This window comes from Streptomyces sp. NPDC048297, assembly GCF_043201585.1.
In the GTDB taxonomy this organism is placed as follows: Bacteria; Actinomycetota; Actinomycetes; order Streptomycetales; family Streptomycetaceae; genus Streptomyces.
This window is the reverse complement of record NZ_JBICZA010000004.1, coordinates 237866-260192: the sequence shown is the minus strand read 5'-3', so window position 1 is coordinate 260192 and position 22327 is coordinate 237866. Positions and strand designations below refer to the sequence as shown.

19 protein-coding genes are annotated in these 22327 nt (G+C 73.0%); 9 read left to right on the top strand and 10 right to left on the bottom strand.

What is annotated here, in order from left to right; translation table 11 throughout:
* Positions 1–49: 49 nt before the first annotated feature.
* A complete protein-coding gene (gene mgrA, locus ACGFYV_RS06390; RefSeq protein ID WP_393877204.1) occupies positions 50–1096 on the bottom strand; it encodes an L-glyceraldehyde 3-phosphate reductase in 1047 nt (348 codons plus the stop codon).
* 327 nt (positions 1097–1423) lie between these two features.
* On the opposite strand from mgrA, the gene ACGFYV_RS06385 reads away from it, so the two are divergent.
* Positions 1424–2281, top strand: coding sequence for a chitosanase (locus ACGFYV_RS06385; RefSeq protein WP_393877285.1), 858 nt, complete (start codon positions 1424–1426; stop codon positions 2279–2281).
* 22 nt (positions 2282–2303) lie between these two features.
* Here the strand turns inward: ACGFYV_RS06385 and ACGFYV_RS06380 are convergent, their stop codons facing one another.
* The gene (locus tag ACGFYV_RS06380) at positions 2304–2930 is read right to left on the bottom strand and encodes a DUF4328 domain-containing protein (protein WP_393877203.1); all 627 of its coding nucleotides are present in this window, start codon (positions 2928–2930) and stop codon (positions 2304–2306) included.
* Positions 2931–3198: 268 nt separating this feature from the next.
* Here ACGFYV_RS06380 and pgm point away from each other — a divergent pair, with 268 nt between their 5' ends.
* Positions 3199–4839, top strand: coding sequence for a phosphoglucomutase (alpha-D-glucose-1,6-bisphosphate-dependent) (gene pgm, locus ACGFYV_RS06375; protein ID WP_393877202.1), 1641 nt, complete (start codon positions 3199–3201; stop codon positions 4837–4839).
* 102 nt (positions 4840–4941) lie between these two features.
* On the opposite strand, the gene ACGFYV_RS06370 is transcribed toward pgm, so the two are convergent.
* Positions 4942–5937: an SGNH/GDSL hydrolase family protein gene (locus tag ACGFYV_RS06370; RefSeq protein ID WP_393877201.1), complete on the bottom strand. Its 996-nt coding sequence runs from the start codon at positions 5935–5937 to the stop codon at positions 4942–4944.
* Between the two features lie 277 nt (positions 5938–6214).
* On the opposite strand from ACGFYV_RS06370, the gene ACGFYV_RS06365 reads away from it, so the two are divergent.
* The 5 genes from ACGFYV_RS06365 to ACGFYV_RS06345 all read left to right on the top strand — a co-directional run bounded on the left by ACGFYV_RS06365 (position 6215) and on the right by ACGFYV_RS06345 (position 12130).
* Positions 6215–7843 (top strand): adenosine deaminase, encoded by a 1629-nt coding sequence (locus ACGFYV_RS06365; RefSeq protein ID WP_393877200.1) that lies wholly within the window; start codon positions 6215–6217, stop codon positions 7841–7843.
* Between the two features lie 170 nt (positions 7844–8013).
* Positions 8014–8670, top strand: coding sequence for a 1,4-alpha-glucan branching protein (locus tag ACGFYV_RS06360; RefSeq protein ID WP_393877199.1), 657 nt, complete (start codon positions 8014–8016; stop codon positions 8668–8670).
* Between the two features lie 10 nt (positions 8671–8680).
* A complete protein-coding gene (locus ACGFYV_RS06355; RefSeq protein ID WP_393877198.1) occupies positions 8681–8848 on the top strand; it encodes a hypothetical protein in 168 nt (55 codons plus the stop codon).
* A 225-nt stretch (positions 8849–9073) separates the two neighbouring features.
* On the top strand, positions 9074–10939 hold the full coding sequence (locus ACGFYV_RS06350; RefSeq protein ID WP_393877197.1) for a M1 family aminopeptidase: 1866 nt from the start codon (positions 9074–9076) through the stop codon (positions 10937–10939).
* Positions 10940–11263: 324 nt separating this feature from the next.
* On the top strand, positions 11264–12130 hold the full coding sequence (locus ACGFYV_RS06345; protein WP_393877196.1) for a lysozyme: 867 nt from the start codon (positions 11264–11266) through the stop codon (positions 12128–12130).
* A 21-nt stretch (positions 12131–12151) separates the two neighbouring features.
* Here the strand turns inward: ACGFYV_RS06345 and ACGFYV_RS06340 are convergent, their stop codons facing one another.
* Together ACGFYV_RS06340 and ACGFYV_RS06335 are read right to left on the bottom strand one after the other, a co-directional pair.
* Positions 12152–12892: a Type 1 glutamine amidotransferase-like domain-containing protein gene (locus ACGFYV_RS06340; protein ID WP_393877195.1), complete on the bottom strand. Its 741-nt coding sequence runs from the start codon at positions 12890–12892 to the stop codon at positions 12152–12154.
* Between the two features lie 25 nt (positions 12893–12917).
* The gene (locus ACGFYV_RS06335; RefSeq protein WP_393877194.1) at positions 12918–13043 is read right to left on the bottom strand and encodes a hypothetical protein; all 126 of its coding nucleotides are present in this window, start codon (positions 13041–13043) and stop codon (positions 12918–12920) included.
* Positions 13044–13064: 21 nt separating this feature from the next.
* On the opposite strand from ACGFYV_RS06335, the gene ACGFYV_RS06330 reads away from it, so the two are divergent.
* Complete coding sequence (locus ACGFYV_RS06330) at positions 13065–13568, top strand: molybdenum cofactor biosysynthesis protein (RefSeq protein WP_393877193.1); 504 nt, start codon at positions 13065–13067, stop codon at positions 13566–13568.
* Positions 13569–13591: 23 nt separating this feature from the next.
* Here the strand turns inward: ACGFYV_RS06330 and ACGFYV_RS06325 are convergent, their stop codons facing one another.
* A complete protein-coding gene (locus tag ACGFYV_RS06325; protein WP_393877192.1) occupies positions 13592–14332 on the bottom strand; it encodes a VOC family protein in 741 nt (246 codons plus the stop codon).
* A 212-nt stretch (positions 14333–14544) separates the two neighbouring features.
* Between ACGFYV_RS06325 and nadE the strand changes: the two genes are divergently transcribed.
* The gene (gene nadE, locus ACGFYV_RS06320) at positions 14545–15357 is read left to right on the top strand and encodes an ammonia-dependent NAD(+) synthetase (protein WP_393877284.1); all 813 of its coding nucleotides are present in this window, start codon (positions 14545–14547) and stop codon (positions 15355–15357) included.
* Between the two features lie 362 nt (positions 15358–15719).
* On the opposite strand, the gene ACGFYV_RS06315 is transcribed toward nadE, so the two are convergent.
* The 4 genes from ACGFYV_RS06315 to ACGFYV_RS06300 all read right to left on the bottom strand — a co-directional run bounded on the left by ACGFYV_RS06315 (position 15720) and on the right by ACGFYV_RS06300 (position 22121).
* Positions 15720–16886, bottom strand: coding sequence for an AI-2E family transporter (locus ACGFYV_RS06315; RefSeq protein ID WP_393877191.1), 1167 nt, complete (start codon positions 16884–16886; stop codon positions 15720–15722).
* Positions 16887–17062: 176 nt separating this feature from the next.
* Positions 17063–19204, bottom strand: a complete 2142-nt coding sequence (locus ACGFYV_RS06310; protein WP_393877190.1) for a bifunctional serine/threonine-protein kinase/ABC transporter substrate-binding protein — start codon at positions 19202–19204, stop codon at positions 17063–17065.
* 2 nt (positions 19205–19206) lie between these two features.
* Complete coding sequence (locus ACGFYV_RS06305; protein ID WP_393877189.1) at positions 19207–21345, bottom strand: ABC transporter substrate-binding protein; 2139 nt, start codon at positions 21343–21345, stop codon at positions 19207–19209.
* Positions 21342–22121 (bottom strand): hypothetical protein, encoded by a 780-nt coding sequence (locus tag ACGFYV_RS06300; RefSeq protein ID WP_393877188.1) that lies wholly within the window; start codon positions 22119–22121, stop codon positions 21342–21344. The genes ACGFYV_RS06305 and ACGFYV_RS06300 overlap by 4 nt, the downstream gene beginning before the upstream one ends.
* Positions 22122–22327: the final 206 nt, after the last annotated feature.

The following is a 22327-nucleotide window of genomic DNA, read 5'->3' as shown; positions in this document are numbered from 1 at the left end:
CGAGAGGTGCGGTCGTGAGCCTCGGGCCGGGGTGAGGGGGCGCCGCCGTTCAGCCGCCCAGGTTCCCCAGCCGGGCGTCCCGCCACAGGTCGACGCCGCCGTCGGTGGCGAGCTTGTCGATCTCGGCCAGTTCCTCGTCGCTGAAGCCGGGGTTCTCCAGTGCCGCCACGTTCTGCTCCAGCTGCTCGACCCGCGAGGCGCCGATGACCAGCGAGGTGACCCGCTCGTCGCGCAGCGCCCAGGCCAGCGCCATCTGGGCCAGCGTCTGCCCGCGCCGGGCCGCGATGTCGTTCAGGGCGCGCAGCCGGCCCCGCATGTCCTCGGTGAGCCAGGCCGGGTCGAACGACTTGCCCTGCGCGGCCCGCGAGTCGCCGGGGACGCCGTCGAGGTAGCGGTCGGTCAGCAGGCCCTGGGCGAGCGCCGTGAAGCCGATCACGCCGAAGCCCTCCTCCTCGGCCGCGTCCAGCAGTCCGTCCGTCTCGATCCAGCGGTTGAGCATGCTGTACGACGGCTGGTGGATCAGCAGCGGGGTGCCCAGCTCGCGCAGGATGGCGGTCGCCTGCCGGGTGCGCTCGGCGTCGTAGGAGGAGATGCCGACGTACAGGGCCTTGCCCTGGCGGACGGCCGTGTCGAGCGCGCCCATCGTCTCCTCCAGCGGCGTGGAGGCGTCCAGCCGGTGGGAGTAGAAGATGTCGACGTAGTCCACGCCCATCCGGCGCAGCGACTGGTCCAGCGATGCCAGCACGTACTTGCGCGAGCCGCCGCCCTGACCGTAGGGGCCGGGCCACATGTCCCAGCCCGCCTTGGTGGAGATCACCAGCTCGTCCCGGTACGGCGCGAGGTCCTGCTTGAGCAGCCGGCCGAAGTTGATCTCGGCCGAGCCGTACGGCGGGCCGTAGTTGTTGGCCAGGTCGTGGTGGGTGATGCCGAGGTCGAAGGCGCGCAGCGCGATCTCGCGCTGGGTCTCGAAGGGGCGGTCGTCGCCGAAGTTGTGCCAGTAGCCCAGGGACAGGACGGGAAGGTCAAGCCCCGAGCGGCCGGTGCGCCGGTAACGCATGGTGCCGTTGTAGCGCTCGGGGTCAGCGACGTGGTTCATCGGGTCTTCTCCGGCTGGTCTGCAGGGGGTTCCCCCTGGATGAAAGGGGCTCATCCACCCTGCGCCTTCAAGATTCGTAAGTCCAACCAACGGACCTCATGGCATTGATCGGCGTGGCTTCTGAATCGGCCGGGCGCTCACCCTGCTGCGGGCGGTGCCGCTCACTGCTGCGGGCCGTGCCGCTCGGTGCCGCACAGCGCACTGTTCGATCCTACGAACTTCCCGCCGGACGGGTTACCGGCCTCCGTCACACCTGATAGGAAACTTTCCTACCAGTACTGTACCGGACCAGCTCTCCAACCCCCACCTCGACTTGGAGTTCCCGTGATGCACGAAGACCGCGCGGCAGACCGTGAGACACCGGCCTCCGCCCTCCTGTCCCGCCGGACCGTCGTCGCCGCGCTCGGCATCGTCGCCTCCTCGGCCCTGATCGGCACCCGTGGTGTCGCGGCGGCCACGACGGCCTCGGCGGCGGCGCCGGGCCTCGACGACCCGGCGAAGAAGGAGATCGCCATGAAACTGGTCTCGAGCGCGGAGAACTCCTCGCTCGACTGGAAGGCCCAGTACAAGTACATCGAGGACATCGACGACGGACGCGGCTACACCGCCGGCATCATCGGCTTCTGCTCCGGGACCGGCGACATGCTCGACCTCGTCCAGCTCTACGCCGACCGCAAGCCCGGCAACGTCCTCGCCCCGTACCTGCCGGCCCTCCGCAGTGTCGACGGCACCGACTCGCACGACGGCCTCGACCCCAACTACCCCAGGGACTGGCGCAAGGCCGCCCAGGACTCCGCTTTCCAGCAGGCCCAGAACGACGAGCGCGACCGCGTCTACTTCGACCCGGCCGTCGCGCAGGGCAAGACGGACGGGCTGCGGGCGCTCGGCCAGTTCGCCTACTACGACGCCATCGTCATGCACGGCGACGGCGACGACCCCACCAGCTTCCGCAACATCCGCAAGCGGGCCCTGCGCAGCGCCAAGCCGCCGGCCCAGGGCGGCGACGAGACGACGTACCTGAGTGCCTTCCTCGACGCCCGGGTGTGGGCCATGAAGCAGGAGGAGGCCCACAGCGACACCACCCGGGTCGACACCGAACAGCGGGTCTTCCTGCGCAAGGGCAACCTCGACCTGAACACCCCGCTGGACTGGAAGGTGTACGGCGACAGTTACCACATCGGCTGAGCCGCCCGGCGGCCCGCGGTGCCTACGACACGCGCGGCAGTACCGCGGCGCCCGGCAACGGGCCCGTCCCCGCGAGCGCCGCGGACTGCCGTGCCGTGACCCGCTGGATCACGGCGATCGCCAGCGCGCCTGCGGCCAGTTCGAGGAACTCGGTCACGAGCAGAACGGCGAGCGACGTCCCGCCGGCCACCCCCATGCCCACAGCACCCACCAGCGCGTGCCCGACCCAGGCCGCCCACCAGATGTTCACCAGCGCGCGGTCGCGCCCCTCGGCGGCGCCGGGGCCGCTCGCGCCGTGGACGTCGAGGACCAGCCCGCGCGGTGCCCAGAAGTTGACCACCGGTATCAGCCACGCGAACACGGCCCAGGCGGGGGAGCCGGCAAGGGGCTCGGGGGACAGGAGCCGGGCGTTGCGCCGGCAGCGCGAGAACCACATCAGGAACAGCACGACCGTGGCCAGGGACACGTACACGAACAGCGTGGACACGCGCCCCGACACGCTCAGCGGTGTCTCCTGCGGATCCAGCCGGTGTGCCCGCAGCGTCACCGCCCGGTAGACGTCCGCCAGGGCTGTCACGGCCACGGCGGCCTGGGCGGAACGGGCAAGCGGCCAGGGGGCTTTGACGACGGCGGCGGTGACGGCGGACATGGCGGGGTTCCTGTCTGTCGGGGACGGCGCGCGCGGGGACGGCGCGCGGGCATGGCACGGGCAGGTACGGCATGGCCGGTCACAGCACGCGCGGGCGCGGCGCGCTGACGGTCGAGAGGGAAGACCGGAGGACCGGATCATAGGGCAGCGGTGACGGCCGGCTCCGATCGCCGACCGCCTCTCGGTGGCGTACTCGCACGCCGGGCCCCTGGCAAGGAAAGATGGGCGGCCGGAGCGTTCGATCACACCGATGCGGAGGAGCGGACTCATGCCGCACGAGCGAGCCGGCCGGCCGGCCGGTCCCGAGGACCTTGTCGACGTGGCCCGGCTGGTCACGGCGTACTACGCGCTGCACCCCGACCCGGCCGACCCGGCGCAGCGGGTCGCGTTCGGCACCTCGGGGCACCGGGGTTCGTCCCTGGCGAGCGCCTTCAACGAGGACCACATCGCCGCCACCAGCGAGGCCATCTGCGAGTACCGCGCCGCCCAGGGCGTCGACGGCCCGCTGTTCCTCGGCGCCGACACGCACGCCCTGTCGGAGCCCGCGAAGGTGACGGCCCTTGAGGTGTTCGCCGCGAACGGGGTCACCGTGCTCATCGACAGCGAGGACGGCTACACGCCGACCCCGGCGGTCTCGCACGCCATCCTCGCCCACAACCGCGGCCGCACCTCCGCCCTCGCCGACGGCGTGGTCGTCACCCCCTCGCACAACCCGCCCGCCGACGGCGGGTTCAAGTACAACCCGCCCAGCGGCGGCCCGGCCGCCTCCGAGGCCACCTCGTGGATCCAGGACCGGGCCAACCAGATCATCGCCGGCGGCATGAAGGACGTACGGCGCATCCCGTACACCGCCGCGCTCGCCGCGCCCACCACCCACCGCCACGACTTCCTCGGCGCCTACGTCGGCGACCTGCCGAGCGTGCTGGACCTGGACGCCGTCCGCGCGTCCGGCCTGCGCATCGGCGCCGACCCGCTCGGCGGGGCGTCCGTCGCCTACTGGGGCCGCATCGCCGAACAGCACGGCCTCGACCTGACCGTGGTCAACCCGCACACCGACCCGACCTGGCGGTTCATGACGCTGGACTGGGACGGCCAGATCCGCATGGACTGCTCATCGCCGTACGCGATGGCCTCCCTCATCGAGCAGCGCGACCGCTTCCGCATCTCCACCGGCAACGACGCCGACGCCGACCGGCACGGCATCGTCACCCCGGACGCGGGCCTGATGAACCCCAACCACTACCTCGCCGTCGCCATCTCCTACCTCTACCGGCACCGCGAGCAGTGGCCCGAGAGCGCGGGCATCGGCAAGACCCTCGTCTCCTCCACGATGATCGACCGGGTCGCCGCCGACCTCGGCCGTCAACTCGTCGAGGTGCCCGTCGGGTTCAAGTGGTTCGTGGACGGACTGGTCAGCGGCGCCCTCGGGTTCGGCGGCGAGGAGTCGGCAGGCGCCTCCTTCCTGCGCCGGGACGGCTCGGTGTGGACCACGGACAAGGACGGCATCCTGCTGGCCCTCCTCGCCTCCGAGATCACCGCGGTCACCGACCGGACACCGTCCGAGCACTACGCCGGCCTCACCGCCCGCTTCGGTGAGCCCGCCTACGCCCGCATCGACGCCCCGGCGACCCGCGAGCAGAAGGCGCTGCTCGGCAAGTTGTCCCCGGCCCAGGTCGGCGCGGACACGCTGGCGGGCGAGGCGGTCACCGGGGTCCTCAGCGAGGCACCGGGCAACGGCGCCGCGATCGGCGGCATCAAGGTGACCACCGCCAACTCCTGGTTCGCCGCCCGCCCTTCGGGAACCGAGGACGTCTACAAGGTCTACGCCGAGTCCTTCCTCGGCCCGGACCACCTCGCCCGGGTGCAGGAGGAGGCGAAGGCCGTGGTCCAGAGCGCCCTCGACGGCTGAGCACACGGCGGTCGCGCGACGGCCTCCACGTCGGTGCGTCGCACCGGGTGCGCCACATCAGTGCGCCGCACCGGGCGCGTGGAGGCCGCCGTCCGCGCCTGGTCAGTCCCGTCCGCGTGGCTGCGCCAGCCGGTCCAGCACGGCCTGCGCCATGGCGGCCTCACCGGTGGCGTTGGGGTGGGCCGGGGCCGCGGGGGAGGCCGGGCGCAGCGGCTCGATCCAGCGGTCGGCGGGCGCCTTGCACATGTCGTGGCCGACCGTGGGACGGTACGTGTCGACGTACTCCGCCCCGTTCCACGCGGCCACCAGACGCAGCATCAGGTTCAGCCGCTTCTCGGTGTCCCGCAGATACGGGAAGTCCCCCTGCGCGAACGGCACCGACGGGAAGCAGCCGCTGCCGTCGTCCGGCAGCAGGTCCGGGTAGCCGACGACGAGGACCCGCGCGTGCGGCGCCCGGTCGTGCACGGCCCGCAGCACCCGGTCGATCTTCGGCGCGGTCTGCGCGATGGTGAGGGCCAACCGGTCGTATCCGGCGGCGTTGTAGGAGCGCTCGCAGGGATTGCCGGTGGGGTCCTGGGCGGCGAGCGAGGCACAGGTGCCGATGATCGGGCCGAAGCCGACGTCGTTGCCGCCGATCTGCACCGTCACCAGGTCGGTGTTCCGTCCCACCGCGTCGAGTTGGGGGCCGTTGGTGCCCTGCGCCTTCCACATCTCGTTCGTCGTGGCCGCCGCGCAGCTCACGTCCTTGAACACCGTCGCCCGGCGCTGCGCCGCCACGAGCGAGGGGTAGTTGCGGTCGGAGCGGGCGCAGTTGGCGTCCACCTGGTCCGGTATGACGGGGCCGGAGGTGTAGGAGTCGCCGAGCGCGACATAGGTGAGGTCGCGGTCGTGGCCGTGGCTGAGGCCGTGGTCGGCCGGATGCGTGGCTGCCGGATGCACGGCGACCGGTTGTGCGGCGACCGGTTGTGCGGCGACCGGTTGTGCGGCGGCGGGTGTCGTGGAGGCGGCGACGAGGGCGCAGCCGCCCAGGGCCGCCCCCAGCACGGCGGCCCGCCGCCGGCCTCTCGCCACGTCCCCCGCACGCAAGTCGTCCGTCATGGATCCTCCCCCTGAGACCGGGACATCGCGCCGAGTCCACACCCCTGGTGCGGCGCTCGCGCGTTCGACTGGGCCTGTATACCGTCCGGTTGGTCGCGCGGACCAGAAGCCGGTACGAACATTCGCGCGCGTGCGGAGCGGAACCCGTGCGCCCGGCGGCTCGAAGCGGGGGCCCTGGCGCGCCGACAGGGGCGCGGTGTCACCCGGTCGGGTGTTCTCCAGGGAACCGCAGCCGAGTGAAACGATTCCTCGGTGATCCTTCCGTGATCATTCCCTGGTGAATCCGCAACGTCGAAGTGTCGTGCGCCGCCGGGTCGTTCCGGCCGCGCTCGGCACTCTCAGTGTCCTGTCCCTGCTGTCCGCTCTGCCGGCCGCGGCGCAGCCCGCCGCCGCGCAGCCCGCGCCGCGGCACGGTGCCCGGGGTGCCGCGGCGCCCCGACCCGTCACACAGGCCGAGGCCCGCACGGACGCCTACCTCCGGTCCGCCCAGGCCCGGCCCGCGGCTCTGCGTGACTTCTTCCGGCGACTGCCCAAGGGAGGGGACCTGCACAACCACCTCTCCGGCGCCGTGACCACGGAGTACCTCATCGAGCTGGCCGCCGAGGACGGGCTGTGCCTGGACGCCACGCTGACCGCCGTCGCCCCGCCCTGCGGCCCCGGCACCCGCCCGGCCGCCGACGCCCGCACCGACCGCGCCTTCCACGACGCGATCGTGCGCGCCTGGTCCATGCAGGACTTCCCGCCCGACCAGAACGGCCACGACCACTTCTTCGACACGTTCAACAAGTTCGGCGAGGCCACCTGGCGGCACCGCGGCAAGCTGCTCGCGAACGTCGCCGACGGCGTCGTACGGCAGAACCAGTTCTACCTGGAGACCATGATCACCCCGGCCTCCGACAGCGCGAAGAACCTGGCCAACCAGGTCGGCTGGGACGACGACCTCGCCGCGCTGCACCGCAAGCTGGTCGCGGGCGGCAAGCTGGACAAGGTGGTGGCCGAGGCCCGCAAGGAGGCCGACGACGGCGACGCCGAGTTCCGCGCCACGGAGCACTGCGGCACCGGCCAGGCCCGGCCCGGCTGCGCCCTCACCGTCCGCTGGATCTCCCAGGCCTCCAGGGGCAGTTCACCCGAGCGGGTCTTCACCCAGCTCGCCCTCGGCATGCGGCTGGCCGAGGCCGACCCGCGCTTCGTCGCGGTCAACCTCGTCCAGCCCGAGGACTGGGACAGCTCGCTGCGCAACTACAGCCTGCAGATGCGCATGGTCCAGTACCTGCGCACCCAGTACCCGAAGGCCCATGTCACCCTGCACGCGGGCGAGTTGTGGCCCGGACTCGTCAAGCCCGCGGACCTGAAGTTCCACATCAAGGAGGCCGTGAACATCGCCCGCACCGAGCGGGTCGGGCACGGCGTCGACCTCGTCCACGAGGACGACTGGCAGCAGACCGCCCGCACCATGGCGGCCCGCCGGGTGGCCGTCGAGGTCCCCTTCTCCAGCAACGCCCAGATCCTCGGCGTCAAGGGAGCCGACCACCCCTTCAACACCTACCGCCGGTACGGCGTGCCGGTGGTCCTGTCCACCGACGACCCCGGCGTGTCGCGGATCGACATCAGCCACGAGTACCAGTACGCCTCCAGCACGTACAGCCTTGGCTACCCCGTGCTGAAGGACCTGGCCCGCGCCTCCCTCGAGTACGGGTTCCTGCCCGGCGCGAGCCTGTGGCAGGGCAACCCCACCGCGTCCGGGTACCGCCCGGTGGCGGCCTGCCGTGACGAGCGGCCCGGCCTCCCCGTACGCTCCCGGGCCTGTCAGCGTCTGCTGGCGGACAGCCCGAAGGCGCGGCTGGAGTGGCGCCAGGAGGGCGCGTTCGCGGCCTTCGAGCGGACCCACGCCCGCTCGGCCCACTGACCGCCCGCTCGCCTCACTGACCGGCTTCCCACGCGATCCCCCCGGCCCTGCCGCCCCGACTCGGGGATGTGCAGGGCCGGTTCGCGTGCGTACGGCCGAGAACCCGCCCGGTGCTGCCATGTGGCAAGCTGCGAAGGCCCGCCCACGCGTCCGCCTGGAGAGGTTCCCGTATGGCCGTCATCCACCACACCACTCTCAAGCCGACCAAGCTCGAACTCCTCACCACCTGGCTGCCGACCCGGCCCTGGTACCGCGGTGGCGCCGGGGCGCCCGTGCTGACGAAGTCCGGCGGCTTCCGGCTGGACGACCCCGAGGGCGAGGTCGGCATCGAGTTCATGGTGGCCACCGACACCTCCACCCCCGAACCGACCGCCTACCTGGTGCCGCTCAGCTACCGGGGCGCTCCGCTGGAGGGTGCGGACCACGCCCTCATCGGCACCTCGGAACACGGGGTGCTGGGCAAGCGCTGGGTGTACGACGGCTGCCACGACCCGGTGCTGGTCACCGGACTGCTCTCACTCATCGAGGGCCGCGCCCAGGCGATGGCACAGAGCGTCTCCGACACCCCCGACCACGAGGTGACCCGCTCCTACACCGGCGAGCCCTTCCCGCGCACCGCCGTCACCCCGGCCCCCGCCGACGACGAGCACGGCACCCGGCTGCCCGCGCCGCACGGCACGACCCTCCACATCCACCGCGTCCTCAGCCCGGTGCCCGGCAACCCACCGCTGCCCACCCCGGGCGCGGTCGGCCATGTGGCAACGGGCTGGCCGGCCCCGGACGACACCCGTCTGGGGGCGCTCTTCATGGTCCTGAACACCGGCTGACCCGGCGCCCATGACCGGCAACATCCTCTTCCTCGGCTTCGCGCTCGCCGGCTTCGCGCTCGCCGGCTTCGCGCTCGCCGGGAGCCGGCTGGGCGCCGCCCTGTCCGCGCGGCGCCGCCGCCGGCTGTTCACCGCGGCCACCCCGCCGTGGACCTTCCCTGCCGTGCGCCCCCGCTGACCCGGCATCAGGAGCACGCCCACCCACTTCCCCCTTGCCGTCTGGCATGGCCCGGTCAAATCTGTCACTCTTTCGGCAGTCCCTCGCCCTGGCCCCATGAGGGCGCGGCGCACCGACCCGCACACCGATCGCGCAACCCCAGTCCAGGGCCGCCCACGGCGCATCCCAGCCGACCGGACGGTCATCGAGCAGGCCGGGACCCCGGCCGCCGCAAAGGAGTAGCGTGTGAGATCCGCCCCCCACAAGGCGCTCGGCGCCGGCGTGTTCACCCTCGCCGCACTGGCCGCTCTCTTTCTCCCCGTCAGCCCCGCCGCCGCGCAGCCGGCCAAGGCCGCTCCGGTGGCCGCCGCCTGCACCCCGGCACAGGTCGTCACCAACGGCGGCTTCGAGAGCGGTGCCTCGCCCTGGACCCAGTCCCCGTCCACGGTGATCACCAGCCGCTCCGGACAGAGCGCCCACGCCGGCTCCTCCTTCGCCTGGCTCGACGGCGTCGGCAGCACCCACACCGACACCCTCGCGCAGAGCGTCACGATCCCCGGCGGCTGCACCGCGGCCACGCTCACGTTCTGGCTGCACGTCGACACCGCGGAGACGACCTCGTCCGTCGCGTACGACAAGCTCACCGCCAAGATCGGCAGCACCACGCTGGCGACGTACTCGAACCTCGACAAGAACACCGGCTACGTGAAGAAGTCGCTGGACGTGTCGTCGTTCGCGGGCCAGACCGTGAACCTGTCCTTCACCGGCACCGAGGACGTGAGCCTGCAGACGAGCTTCGTCCTGGACGACATCGCCCTGGACACCTCCGGCGACACCGCCCCGCCCCCGGCGGACCCGGTCCGCACCCCCGCCGCGCCGTCGTACACCGTCAGCCTCAGCAGCGACACGAGCGGCACCGCGTGGAACGGGCACGAGAGCGTGTCCTTCACCAACGCCTCCGCCACCGCGCTGAGCGAGGTGTACCTGAGGCTGTGGGACAACTACCACGGCACCTGCTCGGCGATGCCCGTCACGGTCACCAACGTCACCGGCGGCACCGCGGGCGCCCTCTCGGTGGCCTGCACGGCGCTGAAGATCACCCTGCCGGCGCCGCTGAACCAGGGACAGAGCGCCACCATCGGCTTCGACCTGGCCATCACGGTGCCCAGCGGCGCCGACCGGTTCGGCCACGACGGCGCCTTCAGCTTCATCGGCAACGCGCTGCCCGTCCTCGCGGTCCGCGACAGCGCCGGCTGGCACCTGGACCCGTACACCAACAACGGCGAGTCCTTCTACTCCCTGGCCGCCGACTTCACGGTGACCCTGGACCACCCGAGCGGCCTGCTGGTCCCCGCCACCGGCACCTCCACGGACACGCCCGGCTCCAGCGGCCGTACCGTGACCACGGCCACCGCCTCCCAGGTCCGTGACTTCGCCTGGGCCGCCGGACCGTTCAGCACGATCTCCGGCACCTCGCCCGGCGGCGTCCCGGTGAACGTGTACTCCGTCTCGGGCATCAGCTCCTCCAGCGCCCAGTCGATGCTCAGCACCGCCAAGACCGCCGTCGACGCCCACGCGGCACGCTTCGGCGCCTACCCGTACGGCGAGCTGGACGCGGTCATCGACAACAACTACTGGTTCGGCGGCATGGAGTACCCCGGCTTCGTCCTCGACCTCGTCAGCACCACGGCGCTCACCCACGAGATCGGCCACCAGTGGTGGTACGGCATCGTCGGCGACGACGAGTACACCAGCCCCTGGCTGGACGAGGCGTTCACCGACTACGCCACCGACCTGGCCCTCGGCAAGACCGGCACCGGCTGCTGGAGCACGGTCTCCTGGGCGTCCGGTGCCGAGAAGATCACCAACTCGATGGCGTACTGGGACGCGAACTCCTCCCGCTACTCCACCGTCGTCTACGGCTACGGCAAGTGCGCCCTGCACGACCTGCGGCGCGTCCTCGGCGACACCGCCATGACCAAGCTCCTCAAGGACTACGCGACGGCCCACTGGTACGGCGTGTCGACCACGGCCGAGTTCAAGGCCGCCGCCCAGGCCGCCACCGGCACGGACCTGACCTCCTTCTGGACCCAGCACCGCATCGACGGCTGACCCCTCCGGTCGTGGGGGGGGCCCCCCCCCGGGCCCCCCCCCCCCCGCCCCCCCCCCCCCCCGGGCCGCGTACACGGCCGCCCCCCCGCCCGCCCCCGCCACGCCCCCCCCCCCCCGCGGCCCCCCCCCCCCCCCGGGGGCGCCCCCCCCCGGGGGGGGGGCGCCCCCCGCCGGGGCCCCCCCACGGCTCTTCCCCGCACCGCCGCATCCGTGTCCCACCATCGCCCGCATGCCCCGCGTGAGCCACCCGCATGGCTCAACTCCTGGCCCCGACGGCTTCGTTGGGCGGAACCCGGAGTGCGGGACGTCCCGACCGCAGGTCAGATGGATGACGTGCGAAGCGACAAGACGACCCTCCATCGCGGCCGCCCGTCACGCCTGTGCGTCACAGGCGTCCTGACCGGCCTCCTCCTCGCCCTGGCGGCTCCCGCCGCCGTGCCCGACCCGGGCGGGCGAATAGCTCGGCGTGGCAGTGCGTACATGGGCATCGGAGTCCTCGCCCACGACGGAACGGCCGCCCGTGCCGACACCCGGTCCGCCGACACCGGGTCCGCCGACACCCGGGCGACCCGCACCGAGGGGGTGGACGTCTCCAGCCACCAGCGCGACGTGGCGTGGTCGACCCTGTGGGGCGACAACGTGAAATGGGCCTACACCAAGGCGACCGAGGGGACGTACTACAAGAACCCCTACTTCAGCCAGCAGTACAGCGGCCCCTACAAGGTCGGCATGATTCGCGGTGCCTACCACTTCGCGACCCCGGACACCACCGCGGGCGCCACCCAGGCCGACTACTTCGTCGACCACGGCGGCGGCTGGTCCCGGGACGGCAAGACCCTGCCCGGGGTGCTCGACATCGAGTGGAACCCCTACGGCTCCTCCTGCTACGGCAAGTCGAAGAGCGGCATGGTCACCTGGATCCGCAACTTCCTGAACCGCTACAAGGCCCGCACGGGCCGCGACGCGGTCATCTACACGGCCACCAGCTGGTGGAGCGAGTGCACCGGCAACTACGGCGGCTTCGGCGCCAACCCGCTGTGGATCGCCCGGTACGCCTCCACCGCCGGGACACTGCCGGCGGGCTGGTCGTCGTACACGATGTGGCAGTACACGTCGTCCGGCCCGACGGTCGGCGACCACGACAAGTTCGCCGGATCCCTCGACGCGCTGCGCTCGTTCGCCACCGGTTGAGGCGGAGTGCGTGCGCTCCGCTCAGAACGCCGGCGTCGGCAGCAGCCTCGGCTCGATGCGCTCCTCCACGGTCCGCTCACCCTCCCGGGTCACCACATAGGCGTTCTTGCCCGGGATCTCGCTGACGGCCTCGACCAGTTCGGTACCCCGGTAGACCAGGCCGACCCCGTCGTCGGTGCAGTGAGCCGACGCGAAGGCGCCGTCCGCGATGAGGTGGTGCATCAGCGGGCGCCGGCCCGTGTCCGAGTCGTAGTGGACGCCGTTGCCGTACGGCAGCAGGCCCAGTCCGTCGGTCACCGGGCGCAGCTCGGGACCGAACGAGTCCGTGGCGCCGCCCTTGTACCAGCACAGGGAACCGGCGCTCACGCCGGCGAGGACGACGCCCGCCCGCCAGGCCCGGCGCATGATGTCGTCCAGGCCGTGCGCCCGCCACACGGCGAGCAGATTGACCACCGAACCGCCCATCACCCACACCACGTCATGACCGAGGACCGTGCCCTCGACGTCCTCGACGTTGGGCATCGGGAAGAGCTGCAGCGGCGTGAGATCGAAACCCGCCACCCGGGCCGCCTCGGCCATCCGCGCCGCCAGCACCTCGGCGTCCCCGGTCGCCGTACCGACGTACAGGACCCGCGGGCGCCTGCCGTGCACGCCCGACAGCTCGACCGCGTGGTGCACCAGGGCGTCGAAGAGCAGCCGGGTACGACCGCCGAGGCGGTGTCCTCCGGAGGTGGCGAGGATGGTCGGTTCCGGGGCCGTCATGGGCGTGATCGTATCCCGGGGGCTTTCAGGATGCGGCTTCGGTCGACGGCCGCTGGCGCGGCGGCCGGGCCGGGTCCGGGAACGGCGGGAGCCGGCGGAATCGGTCGCCGAGGGTGGCGGTCGCGGTGACGTGGTTCAGGGCGGCGGCCACCGAGGAATTAGGCTCCTGAGCGTGCCTCATGTCGAAATCGTTCAGTTGCTCGTCTCGCCGGTGCACCGGTTCGAGGGGCGGCCCGGTGACGGGTTGCCCGAACTGCCGGCCGCCGACCTGGTGACGTCGGCCGAGATCCGCGCGGGCCTGGGCATCGTCGGGGACCGGTACTTCAACCGGCCGGCCCACCGCAACGCCTCGGTCACCCTCATGGCCGCCGAGCGGTTGCCGCGGCCGGCCAAGGGGCAGGCGGACCTGCTCCGCACGCGGCGCAACGTCCTGCTGCGCGGCGTGGACATCGACGCGTACATCGGCTCGACCGTGTTCCTCGACAGCGGCACCGGCCCCGTGGAGTTCGAGGTACGCACCGCGGCCAGACCCTGCGCCTGGATGGACACCACGCTCGGACCCGGCGCGCAACGGGCCCTGCGCGGCGGCGGGGGAGTGCGCTGCCGCCCGCTGACCGACGGCACCCTCACCGTGGGCCCCGCCCTGTTCGGAGTGCGGGAAGCTCCGGACACCTGAGCGGGCGCCGTCGGGGCTCCGCGTCAGGACCGGGCGAGGATGCAGAACGCGTGGCCCTCCGGGTCGGCCAGGCACCTCCACGGGACGTCGCCCTGGCCGACGTCGAGGTCGGTGGCGCCGAGCGCCCGCAGCCGGGTCACCTCCGCCTCGTGATCGTCATCGGGGTACCGCAGCAGGTCGATGTGGACGCGGTCGGGGACGGCCTCGACGCCGGGCGTGCGGATGAATTCGAGATATGGGCCGACACCCTTGGAGGAGCGCAGCACCGCCTGGTCGTCGGTCACTTCGTGCACGGTCCAGTCCACCGCCTGGTCCCAGAACCGGGCCATGGCCCGCGGATCCGCGCAGTCGACCACCACCGCGGCGATCGGCCCGGTGTCCCGGTAGATCTCGCGGGGCTCCAGCACGCAGAACTCGTTGCCCTCCGGGTCGGCGAGGACCGTCCACGGCACATCGCCCTGGCCGATGTCGGCGGGCGTCGCACCGAGAGATTCGAGGCGCGCGATCAGCTCCGTCTGATGGGCCGCGGAGGTGGTGGCGAGATCGAGGTGCACACGGTTCTTCGTCGCCGTTTTGGGTTCCGGGACGGCGACGACGTCGACGCAGACGCGCGCCGGGTCCCGCCAGTCGAAGCCGTCGCGTCCGACGCTGGTCTCGCCGGGCATCGGGCTGGAGACACTCCAGCCGAGCGCCTCGGCCCAGAACCGGCCGACCGCCGAGTCGTCAAGAGCCTTGATGTTCACCAGAACAGGTCGCAGTGCCATGCCGGCGATCCTATGCACGCCGCGAGGCTCGCAGGCCGCGGGTCTCGGGCCTCGGCTGGCCGGGCGGCCTCGGGGCGCCGGGGACCGGCTTGGTCCGCCGAACGGCGTTCCCGGTAGTTTGGGCTCGGCAGAACAGCAGCCGGCCCCCTTCGGACGCAGGACTGCGGACTTTCAGAGTGCGAGGAACAACAGCCGTGACCGACGTGGTGCCCATGTCCCTGCAGCAGGAGATCGCCCGGGATCTCCAGGTGAGCGCGTCGTTCGAGCCGCGCCAGGAGATCGAGCGCCGCGTCGCCTTCCTCGCCCGCCGGCTGATGTCGACGGGGCTGCGCTCGCTGGTGCTGGGGATCAGCGGAGGCGTGGACTCCACGACCGCGGGCCGGCTGTGCCAGCTCGCCGTCGAGCGGGTCAGGGCCGAGGGCCGGGAGGCGACGTTCTTCGCGATGCGGCTGCCGTACGGCGTCCAGGCCGACGAGAGCGACGCGCAGCGGGCGCTGGAGTTCATCCGGGCCGACCAGGTGCTGACCGTCGATGTGCGGCCCGCCAGTGACGCCGCTCTGGACGCGGTGCTGGCCGGCGGCACCGCGTTCCGTGACGCGCACCACCAGGACTTCGTGCACGGCAACATCAAGGCCCGCCAGCGCATGATCGCCCAGTACGCGGTGGCGGGCGCGCACGCCGGTCTGGTCGTGGGCACCGACCACGCGGCCGAGGCGGTCTCCGGGTTCTTCACCAAGTTCGGTGACGGCGCGGCCGACGTCGTTCCGCTCACCGGTCTCACCAAGCGGCGCGTACGGGCCGTCGCGGAGGCCCTCGGCGCGCCCGCCGCGCTCGTGCACAAGACGCCGACCGCCGACCTGGAGACCCTGGACCCGGGCAAGCCCGACGAGGACGCGCTCGGTGTCACCTACGACGACATCGACGACCTGCTGGAGGGCAAGCCCGTCGGTGAGGCGGCCTTCAGCGCCATCGTGGACCGCTACCGTCTGACCGAGCACAAGCGGCGGCTGCCGATCACTCCCTGAGGTCGTGCGGCCGGGCCTGCGAGTCCGTCCATGGGGCCTCGTACGACGACGGTGCCTTGTATGACGACGACGGCGGGGCCCTGTACGACGACCACGGGGCCTTGTACGACGACGGCGGCGCCGCCTCCCTGGGACGGGGAGACGGCGCCGCGCTTCTTCACGTGCCCTGATGCGTCAGATCAGCCATCCGATGAAGTGGACGAGACCGGCGAGGACATCGGTGAGAAGGTTCATGGTCGTGCAGCTCCTTGCGAAGTGACTGTGGTTGGGACCTGTGCGTCCGCTACGGTCTGCAGCCCGTTGCTCGCACCACGTAAGTATCTGTCCGTCTCCCCGTGCCTCGATGGACACATGAGTGACGGTCACCTGTTCGAGGGAACAGGTGATCCCGTGTTCGGATCAGGTTCCGCTGGTGACCGCAGGGCGCCGAGCACCGCCCAGGCGACCGAGACGAACGGGACGGCCACGATCGCGCCGATCACCCCGGCGACGATGCTGCCCGCGATCACGGACACGGCGACGACCAGCGGGTGCAGCCGCACCGCCCAGCTCATCACCACCGGATGCAGCACATGCCCTTCGAGCTGCCCGATCACGACGATCAGGGCCAGCACCACGACGGCCGTGAGCGGCCCGCGCCCTGCCAGGGCCACCACCGTGGCGACCGCGAGCGCGACCGGTGAGCCGACCAGAGGCACGAACGAGGCGAAGAACACCAGCAGCGTGAGCGGCAGTGCGAGCGGCACCCGCAGCACGGACAGCGCGACCCCGACGAGCACGGCGTTCGCCGCCGACACGATGATGATGCCGCGCGTGTACCCGGAGAAGGTCCGCCAGGCCGCGCGCCCCGCGCGGTCCCACGCCGTGCGGGCGCCCACCGGCAGCACCTGGTCGCGCAACCAGCTCCACAGCCGCTCACCGGAGTGGATGAAGAAGACGGAGGCGAACAGCGCCAGCGCACCACCCGTGACCAGCTCCACGACCCGGCCCAGACCCGAGATGGCGCTGCTGAGCAGACCGGCCTGGTGCGCCGTGACGTAGTCCGTCACCTGACGCTGCAGATCGGACAGCTTGCCGGCACTGAGCCGCAACGGCGGGCGCCGCAGCCACTCCTCGATCCGGTGCACCCCGCCGCGGAACTCGTCGGCCAGCCGCGCCGACTCGCCCGCCACCGCGTTGCCCACGAGCGCGAGCAGGGTCAGCAGGGCCAGCAGGCTTCCGAGGAGGGCGACGGCGACGCTCAGGGGCCGGGGCAGCACACGGTTCAGCAGATCGGCCGGCGGGCGCAGCAGCGCGGTGACGATGAGGGCGAGGAACAGGGCGACCGCGATCAGCTGGAAGCGGCCCAGGATGCCGAACACGCCGTAGACGACGATGCCGACGAGGATGAGCCGCCAGGCGTACGCGGCGCTGATCCTCAGCCATGGCACGACACGCTCGGTCACCGGGATCCGCGGGGTGGGGCGGGTGAGGGCGGACGGCCGTACGGCGGCGTACGCGGTGCGGTTCCTGGCCAGCGGGCCGCGCACACCTGACGCACGACGCCCTCGCCCTCCTCGCCGTCCCGCACCACCCTCCACGCCGTCCGCCTCCGTCCCGCGCCCGTGCTGTGACTGTCCGTCACATGGAGAGAACGGTACGGGCAGCCGGCGGAAGGGGGCCGTCCAACGCGCCCGCGCCCCGGCGTTCGGGCGGGCGGCCCGCCCTACGCGGCGGCGACCTGCTCGTACTGGCCGAGGAAGACCGGTTCCCCCTTCCGTACCTGCCACAGGAACAGGCCCGGCTGCATCTGTACGACGCCGGTGTCCGAGGCGAAGGCGAAGGTGCGGGTGACACCTCGGTACGACAGGGCGCGCAGGCGGTGGGTGAGGGTGCCGCGGTCCACGGTGGTCGTGTCCGGGGGCAGGGCGTGGGTGATCAGGCCCAGCGCGTCGTAGGCCTCGGCGGCGCCCACGGGGACGGACTGGACGCCGTAGCGCCGTCGGAAGGAGCGGGCGAAGCCGGCGGCGGACTTCATCCGGGCCGGGTCGACGAGGGTGCTGGAGAAGACCCAGCCCTGCGCGGCGGCGCCGGCCGCGTCCAGGAACGCCCGGTCGAGGACCGGCTGGGTCGCCGCGCGGGTTCCGGTGAACCCGGCCGATCGCAGGGCGCGGGCGCACGAGGCCGCGCGCCGGGGTGAGCGCCCGCAGTAGACGACGGCCTGCGGGTCGTGAGCGAGCAGGGCGGTCACGGTGGGGCCGAAGTCGTCGGTGCCGGCCGGGACGCTCCGGCTGACGACGCCGCCCGGCGGCAGAACCTTGCGCAGGTTCTGGGCGACGCGCCAGCTGAAGTCGGTGGCGGCGGCGTCCTGGATCAGGGCGATGCGGGCGGCCGGGCGGATGCTGATGAGGTAGCGGGAGAGAGGGGCGTCGATCGTGTCGTCGGAGGGCCGGATCTGGAAGACGGCCGGCACCGACACCGACACGGTGCTGTAGAGGCCCTCGGCGCCGGCCCATGCCGTCACCAGGGGCAGTGACGCCGTGTTGTAGAGGTCGCGTGCCGCGAGCGCGGTCGCGTCGGCGGTCGGCCCGACGACCGCGCAGACCCGGCTGTCCGCCACGAGCCGCCGGGCCACGTCCTGGGCGCGTCCGGTGTCGCCGCCGTCGTCATGGACCTGGAGAACGACGTCGAACGTCCGCTCCGCGCGTGCGTTGTGCTCCGCGACCGCCAGCCGCACGCCCTTGTCGACCGCGTCGCCCAGCGTCCTGCCCGGTCCGGTCAGGTCCGCGTGCAGGGCGATCGTGCGGGCGGGCCGGGCGGCCGGTGCGGTGGGCCGGCGTCCGAAGGCCAGCCACGCGGCGCTCGCCCCGCCGGCCGCCAGCACGCCGGCCGTCGAGGTGCCCAGCAGCAGAAGGCGGCGCCGGCCCGGCCGCGACGGCTGCGCCACCGGCGCCGTCGCCGTGGGGGTGTCGGACCGCTCCGGTTCGGGTACGTCCAGGGCCCGCGCCGAGCGCTCGGCGATGAGGGCGGGAAGGCCGGCCGGCAACCAGTCGTCCGACCCGAAGTCCCCCAGCAGGCCGCGGAGTTCGGGCACCGTGGGCCGGTCGGCCGGGTCCTTCGCCAGACAGCGGCCGATCAGGGCCCTCAGCGCGTCGTCCGGCACGGCGGCCAGGTCCGGTTCCTCGTGGATCGTCCGGAAGAGCACCGCCGCCGCCATGCCCCGGCCGAACGGCGGCCGGCCGGACGCCGCGAAGGCCAGCAGCGCGCCCAGCGAGAAGACGTCGCTCGGCGGACCCGCCTCCTCGTCCCGGGCGCGGGCCTGCTCGGGGGAGAGGTAGCCGGGGGTCCCGACGACGGCGTCGGTCGCGGTCAGGGCGGTCGCGCCGGACGCGCGGGCGATCCCGAAGTCGATGAGACGCGGGCCGTCCAGGGCGAGCAGCACATTGCCGGGCTTGACGTCCCGGTGGACGAGCCCGGCCTCGTGGACGGCGGCGAGCGCCTCGGCCAGCCGTGCCCCCAGCGCCCGCACGGTGCGCGGTGGCAGCGGACCGTGCGCGGCGACGACCTCGGCCAGCGAGGGGCCCGGGACGAACGCCGTGGCGATCCACGGTTCGGCGGCCTCCGGGTCTGCGGCCAGCACCGGCGCCGTCCAGCGGCCGTCGACCCGCGCGGCGGCCCGCGCCTCACGCCGGAACCGGGCCCGGAACCCCGGCTCCGCGCCGTGCCCGGCGCGGATCATCTTGAGCGCGGCCAGGGCGCCGCCCTCGGAACGGGCGAGGTAGACGAGACCCATGCCGCCCGCCCCGATCCGGGCCAGCAACCGGTAGCCGCCCACCGCCTCCGGGTCGTCCGGGGTGAGGGGGCGCACCGTCAGCTCCCCTTCAGCTGCGGGGCCTTGTCCGGAGCCGGACCCCCGTAGTGCAGGGCGCCGCCGTGGACCTCGTGGACGAAGCTCGCCGGGGTCGCGAGCTGCTGCAACTTCGCGTCGTAGACGAACTCGCGGCTGATACCCCGGTACTTGGCGGCCCGCAGCGGGGCGATCAGCGACTTGCGGGCCGGCGGCTTCTTCCCGCCGGCCGCCGTCAGCTGCCCGATCAGCAGATTCGCCGCGTCGTGGCCCTCGGCCGCCCAGAGGCCGGGCGTCCGGCCGTAACGGGCGCGGTACGCCTCGGCGAAGGTGCGGACCTGGGCCGCCCCGGGGCCGATCGCGGAGCCCACGACCGTCCAGCCCGCGGCAGCGGGCTCGGCCGCGAACCGGGCGTCGAGCGCCGGCTCCGCCGCGTACTTGGGGCCCTCGAAGCCGTCCAGCGCCCGTGCGGCGCGGATCGCGCCGTCCAACGGCCCGGCGTACAGGAACGCCTTGATGCCCGCCGACCTCATGTCGTCGATGACGGGGGCCAGTTCGGTCGTACCGGCCGGGACGACGCGTGGACGGGTGGCGCCGCTGTACGCGCGCACGACCAGGTTGACCATCTGCACGGTCATCCAGGACACGTCGCCCCCGCTGCGGTCCAGCAACAGGCCGACGGGGCCGGCGGCGCTCGTCGCCGCCCACTGGAAGGCCAGCTTCATCGCGACCGTGCCGTGCAGCGGGCGGCCACGGACGAAGGAACGGACGTTCTGCACGAGGTTCTGCCCGGCCGACATGCTCAGGACCGCCAGCAGCGCCGAGTCGTAGACCGGCAGCGCGGCCTGCGTGGTGGTGTCGGTGCTGGATCCGATCACGGCCAGGACGTCCGGGTCGTCCGCCAGCCGCTGCGCCGCCGTCGCCGCACGATCCGCGCGACCGCCGTCGTCGGCGGTCCGCAACCGCAGCGTGAACGACCGGTCGGCGCGCGCGTTGAACTCCTCCACGGCGAGCCGCGCACCCTCCTCCTGCGCCTGCCCGGCCGCCTTCCCCGGGCCGCTGAAGTCGGCCTGGACACCGATCGCCCAGCCCGGCGCGGCCTTCTTCCCGCCACCGCCGTGCGTGCCGCGCAGCGCGGCCCAGACCGCCGCGCCGCCGCCGACGGCCAGCACGGCGGCTCCGGCGGACGCGGCGGCCACAAAGCCCCGGCGGGAGGTCCGGGAGGCCGTGGCGGCGGCCGGTGGCTCGGCGACCGTGGCCTCGATCTCGGGCAGGGCGAGCATCTCGGCCGACCGCTCGGCGATCGTCCGTACGACGTCGGCCGGAAGCCAGTCGGCGGTGCCCGACGGCACGTCCTCCACGAGCGCCTCGTCCAGCTCCGCGGGACCCGGACGGTCGGCGGGGTCCTTGGCGAGGCAGCGCAGCAGCACCGCCGCCAACTCGGCGTCCACGCCGTCGAGATCGGGAGCGTCGTGCACGGTGCGGTAGAGCAGGGCGTCGGTCGCGCCCGTGCCGAAGGGCGGACGCCCGGTCGCCGCGTACGCGAGCACGCAGCCCAGCGAGAACACGTCGCTCGGCGGGCCCAGTTCGGTGCCGCGCGCCGCCGCCTGCTCGGGGGAGAGGAAACCGGGCGTGCCGACCACCAGGTCCGTGGAGGTGAGCGCGGTGTCGTCGAGGGAGCGGGCGATGCCGAAGTCGATCAGCCGCGGCCCGTCGGCGGCCAGCAGGATGTTGCCCGGCTTGACGTCCCGGTGCACGAGCCCCGCCGCGTGGACCGCGGCCAGCGCACGGGCCAGCATCTTGCCGAGGAGACGCACGGCGCGCGGGGGAAGCGGACCGTGCTGTGCGACGGCCTCGGCCAGCGAGGGGCCGGGCTCGAAGGCGGTGGCCAGCCACGGCTGTTCGGCCTCCGGATCCGCCCCGGTCACCGTGACCACCCACGGGCTGTCCACCCGCCGGGCCGCCCGCGCCTCCCGGCGGAACCGGGCGCGGAACTCCTCGTCGTGCGCGTACCCGGCCTGGATCACCTTCACGGCGGCGAGCGCCCCGGACCGGGCACGAGCGAGATAGACGACGCCCATCCCGCCCGCGCCGAGCCGGGCCAGCACACGGTGACCGCCGACGAAGGACGGATCGGAGGGACGCAGGGAACGGTCGGTCACTTCGTGGCTCCCAGCTCGCCGCGCACCTTGGTCTCCATGGCGGCGACGGCCCGCGCCTGTACGGTCAGCAACTCGGTCTGCGCAACGCCCTTGCCGCCCTCCACGGCCACGGCGACGGTGACCGGGCCGAGCCGCACCTGGTCCCACAGGTAGGTGGTCGGGTCCTTGCCGAGCGCGGGGGCGAGGTAGTCGCCCACCTCCAGCAGGACGTCGTCGGCCGACGTGTTGCCGTTGGTGCCGTACCCGGAGCCGATCGAGTTGAGCCCGGTGATCCGCTCGGTCGCCCGCAACTGCTGGTCGGGGCAGCGCAGCGCCTCCTCCAGCGTCTCGGCGATCTCCCAGTCCGCCTGCCCGGTGGTGCGGTGCACCGTGACGGTGGCCGTGGTGCGCACCTCACCCCTGCCGCTGCCGGCCGGGAGCCGGCTGTAGCGGGTCAGGGTCGCCAACACGTCGGCGGGCAGCGGTTGCTGACGCCAGACGCAGTCGTCGCCGAGCACCGGCCAGGAGGCGGGATCGCTCTCGTACGGGGTGCGCCTCTCGTACCCAGGTCCGTAACTGTCCGGGCCGGCGGTCACGGCGCGCAGCAGGGACAGGGCCGCTGACCGGGTCCGGGGCAGGTGTGCCGGATCGGCCGTGAACCGTGGGTTGGGCGCTGCCGCGCCCGATCCGCTCACCGGAGTGCGGGAGGCGCTCGTCTCCTTGTGCGCGCCGGTGGCGTCACCGGTGTTGCCACCATTGCCGCCACCGGTGCCGCCACCGGTGCCCGAACACCCCACGAGTAAGGCCCCGCAGACGGCCAGCGCCGCACACGCCCGCCCACCGCCCCTTCGCATCCCTGCGTATGCCACGCTTCCCCGTTCCTTCTCCTCCGCGCCACCGCACCCGAGCGTGGGTGGCTCAGGACAATCTCGCAGATCATCTCAGCCTGTTCGCCGGTGGGGGCACGTAACTCCCCGCATATACAGCCGTGTTCACGCGATTC

Coding starts and splice junctions, on each gene's coding strand:
- ACGFYV_RS06385 (WP_393877285.1), top strand. CDS start 1,424: ATGCACGAAGACCGCGCGGCAGACCGTGAGACACCGGCCTCCGCCCTC.
- ACGFYV_RS06370 (WP_393877201.1), bottom strand. CDS start 5,937: ATGACGGACGACTTGCGTGCGGGGGACGTGGCGAGAGGCCGGCGGCGG.
- mgrA (WP_393877204.1), bottom strand. CDS start 1,096: ATGAACCACGTCGCTGACCCCGAGCGCTACAACGGCACCATGCGTTAC.
- ACGFYV_RS06345 (WP_393877196.1), top strand. CDS start 11,264: ATGGATGACGTGCGAAGCGACAAGACGACCCTCCATCGCGGCCGCCCG.
- ACGFYV_RS06325 (WP_393877192.1), bottom strand. CDS start 14,332: ATGGCACTGCGACCTGTTCTGGTGAACATCAAGGCTCTTGACGACTCG.
- ACGFYV_RS06380 (WP_393877203.1), bottom strand. CDS start 2,930: ATGTCCGCCGTCACCGCCGCCGTCGTCAAAGCCCCCTGGCCGCTTGCC.
- ACGFYV_RS06355 (WP_393877198.1), top strand. CDS start 8,681: ATGACCGGCAACATCCTCTTCCTCGGCTTCGCGCTCGCCGGCTTCGCG.
- nadE (WP_393877284.1), top strand. CDS start 14,545: ATGTCCCTGCAGCAGGAGATCGCCCGGGATCTCCAGGTGAGCGCGTCG.
- ACGFYV_RS06360 (WP_393877199.1), top strand. CDS start 8,014: ATGGCCGTCATCCACCACACCACTCTCAAGCCGACCAAGCTCGAACTC.
- pgm (WP_393877202.1), top strand. CDS start 3,199: ATGCCGCACGAGCGAGCCGGCCGGCCGGCCGGTCCCGAGGACCTTGTC.
- ACGFYV_RS06340 (WP_393877195.1), bottom strand. CDS start 12,892: ATGACGGCCCCGGAACCGACCATCCTCGCCACCTCCGGAGGACACCGC.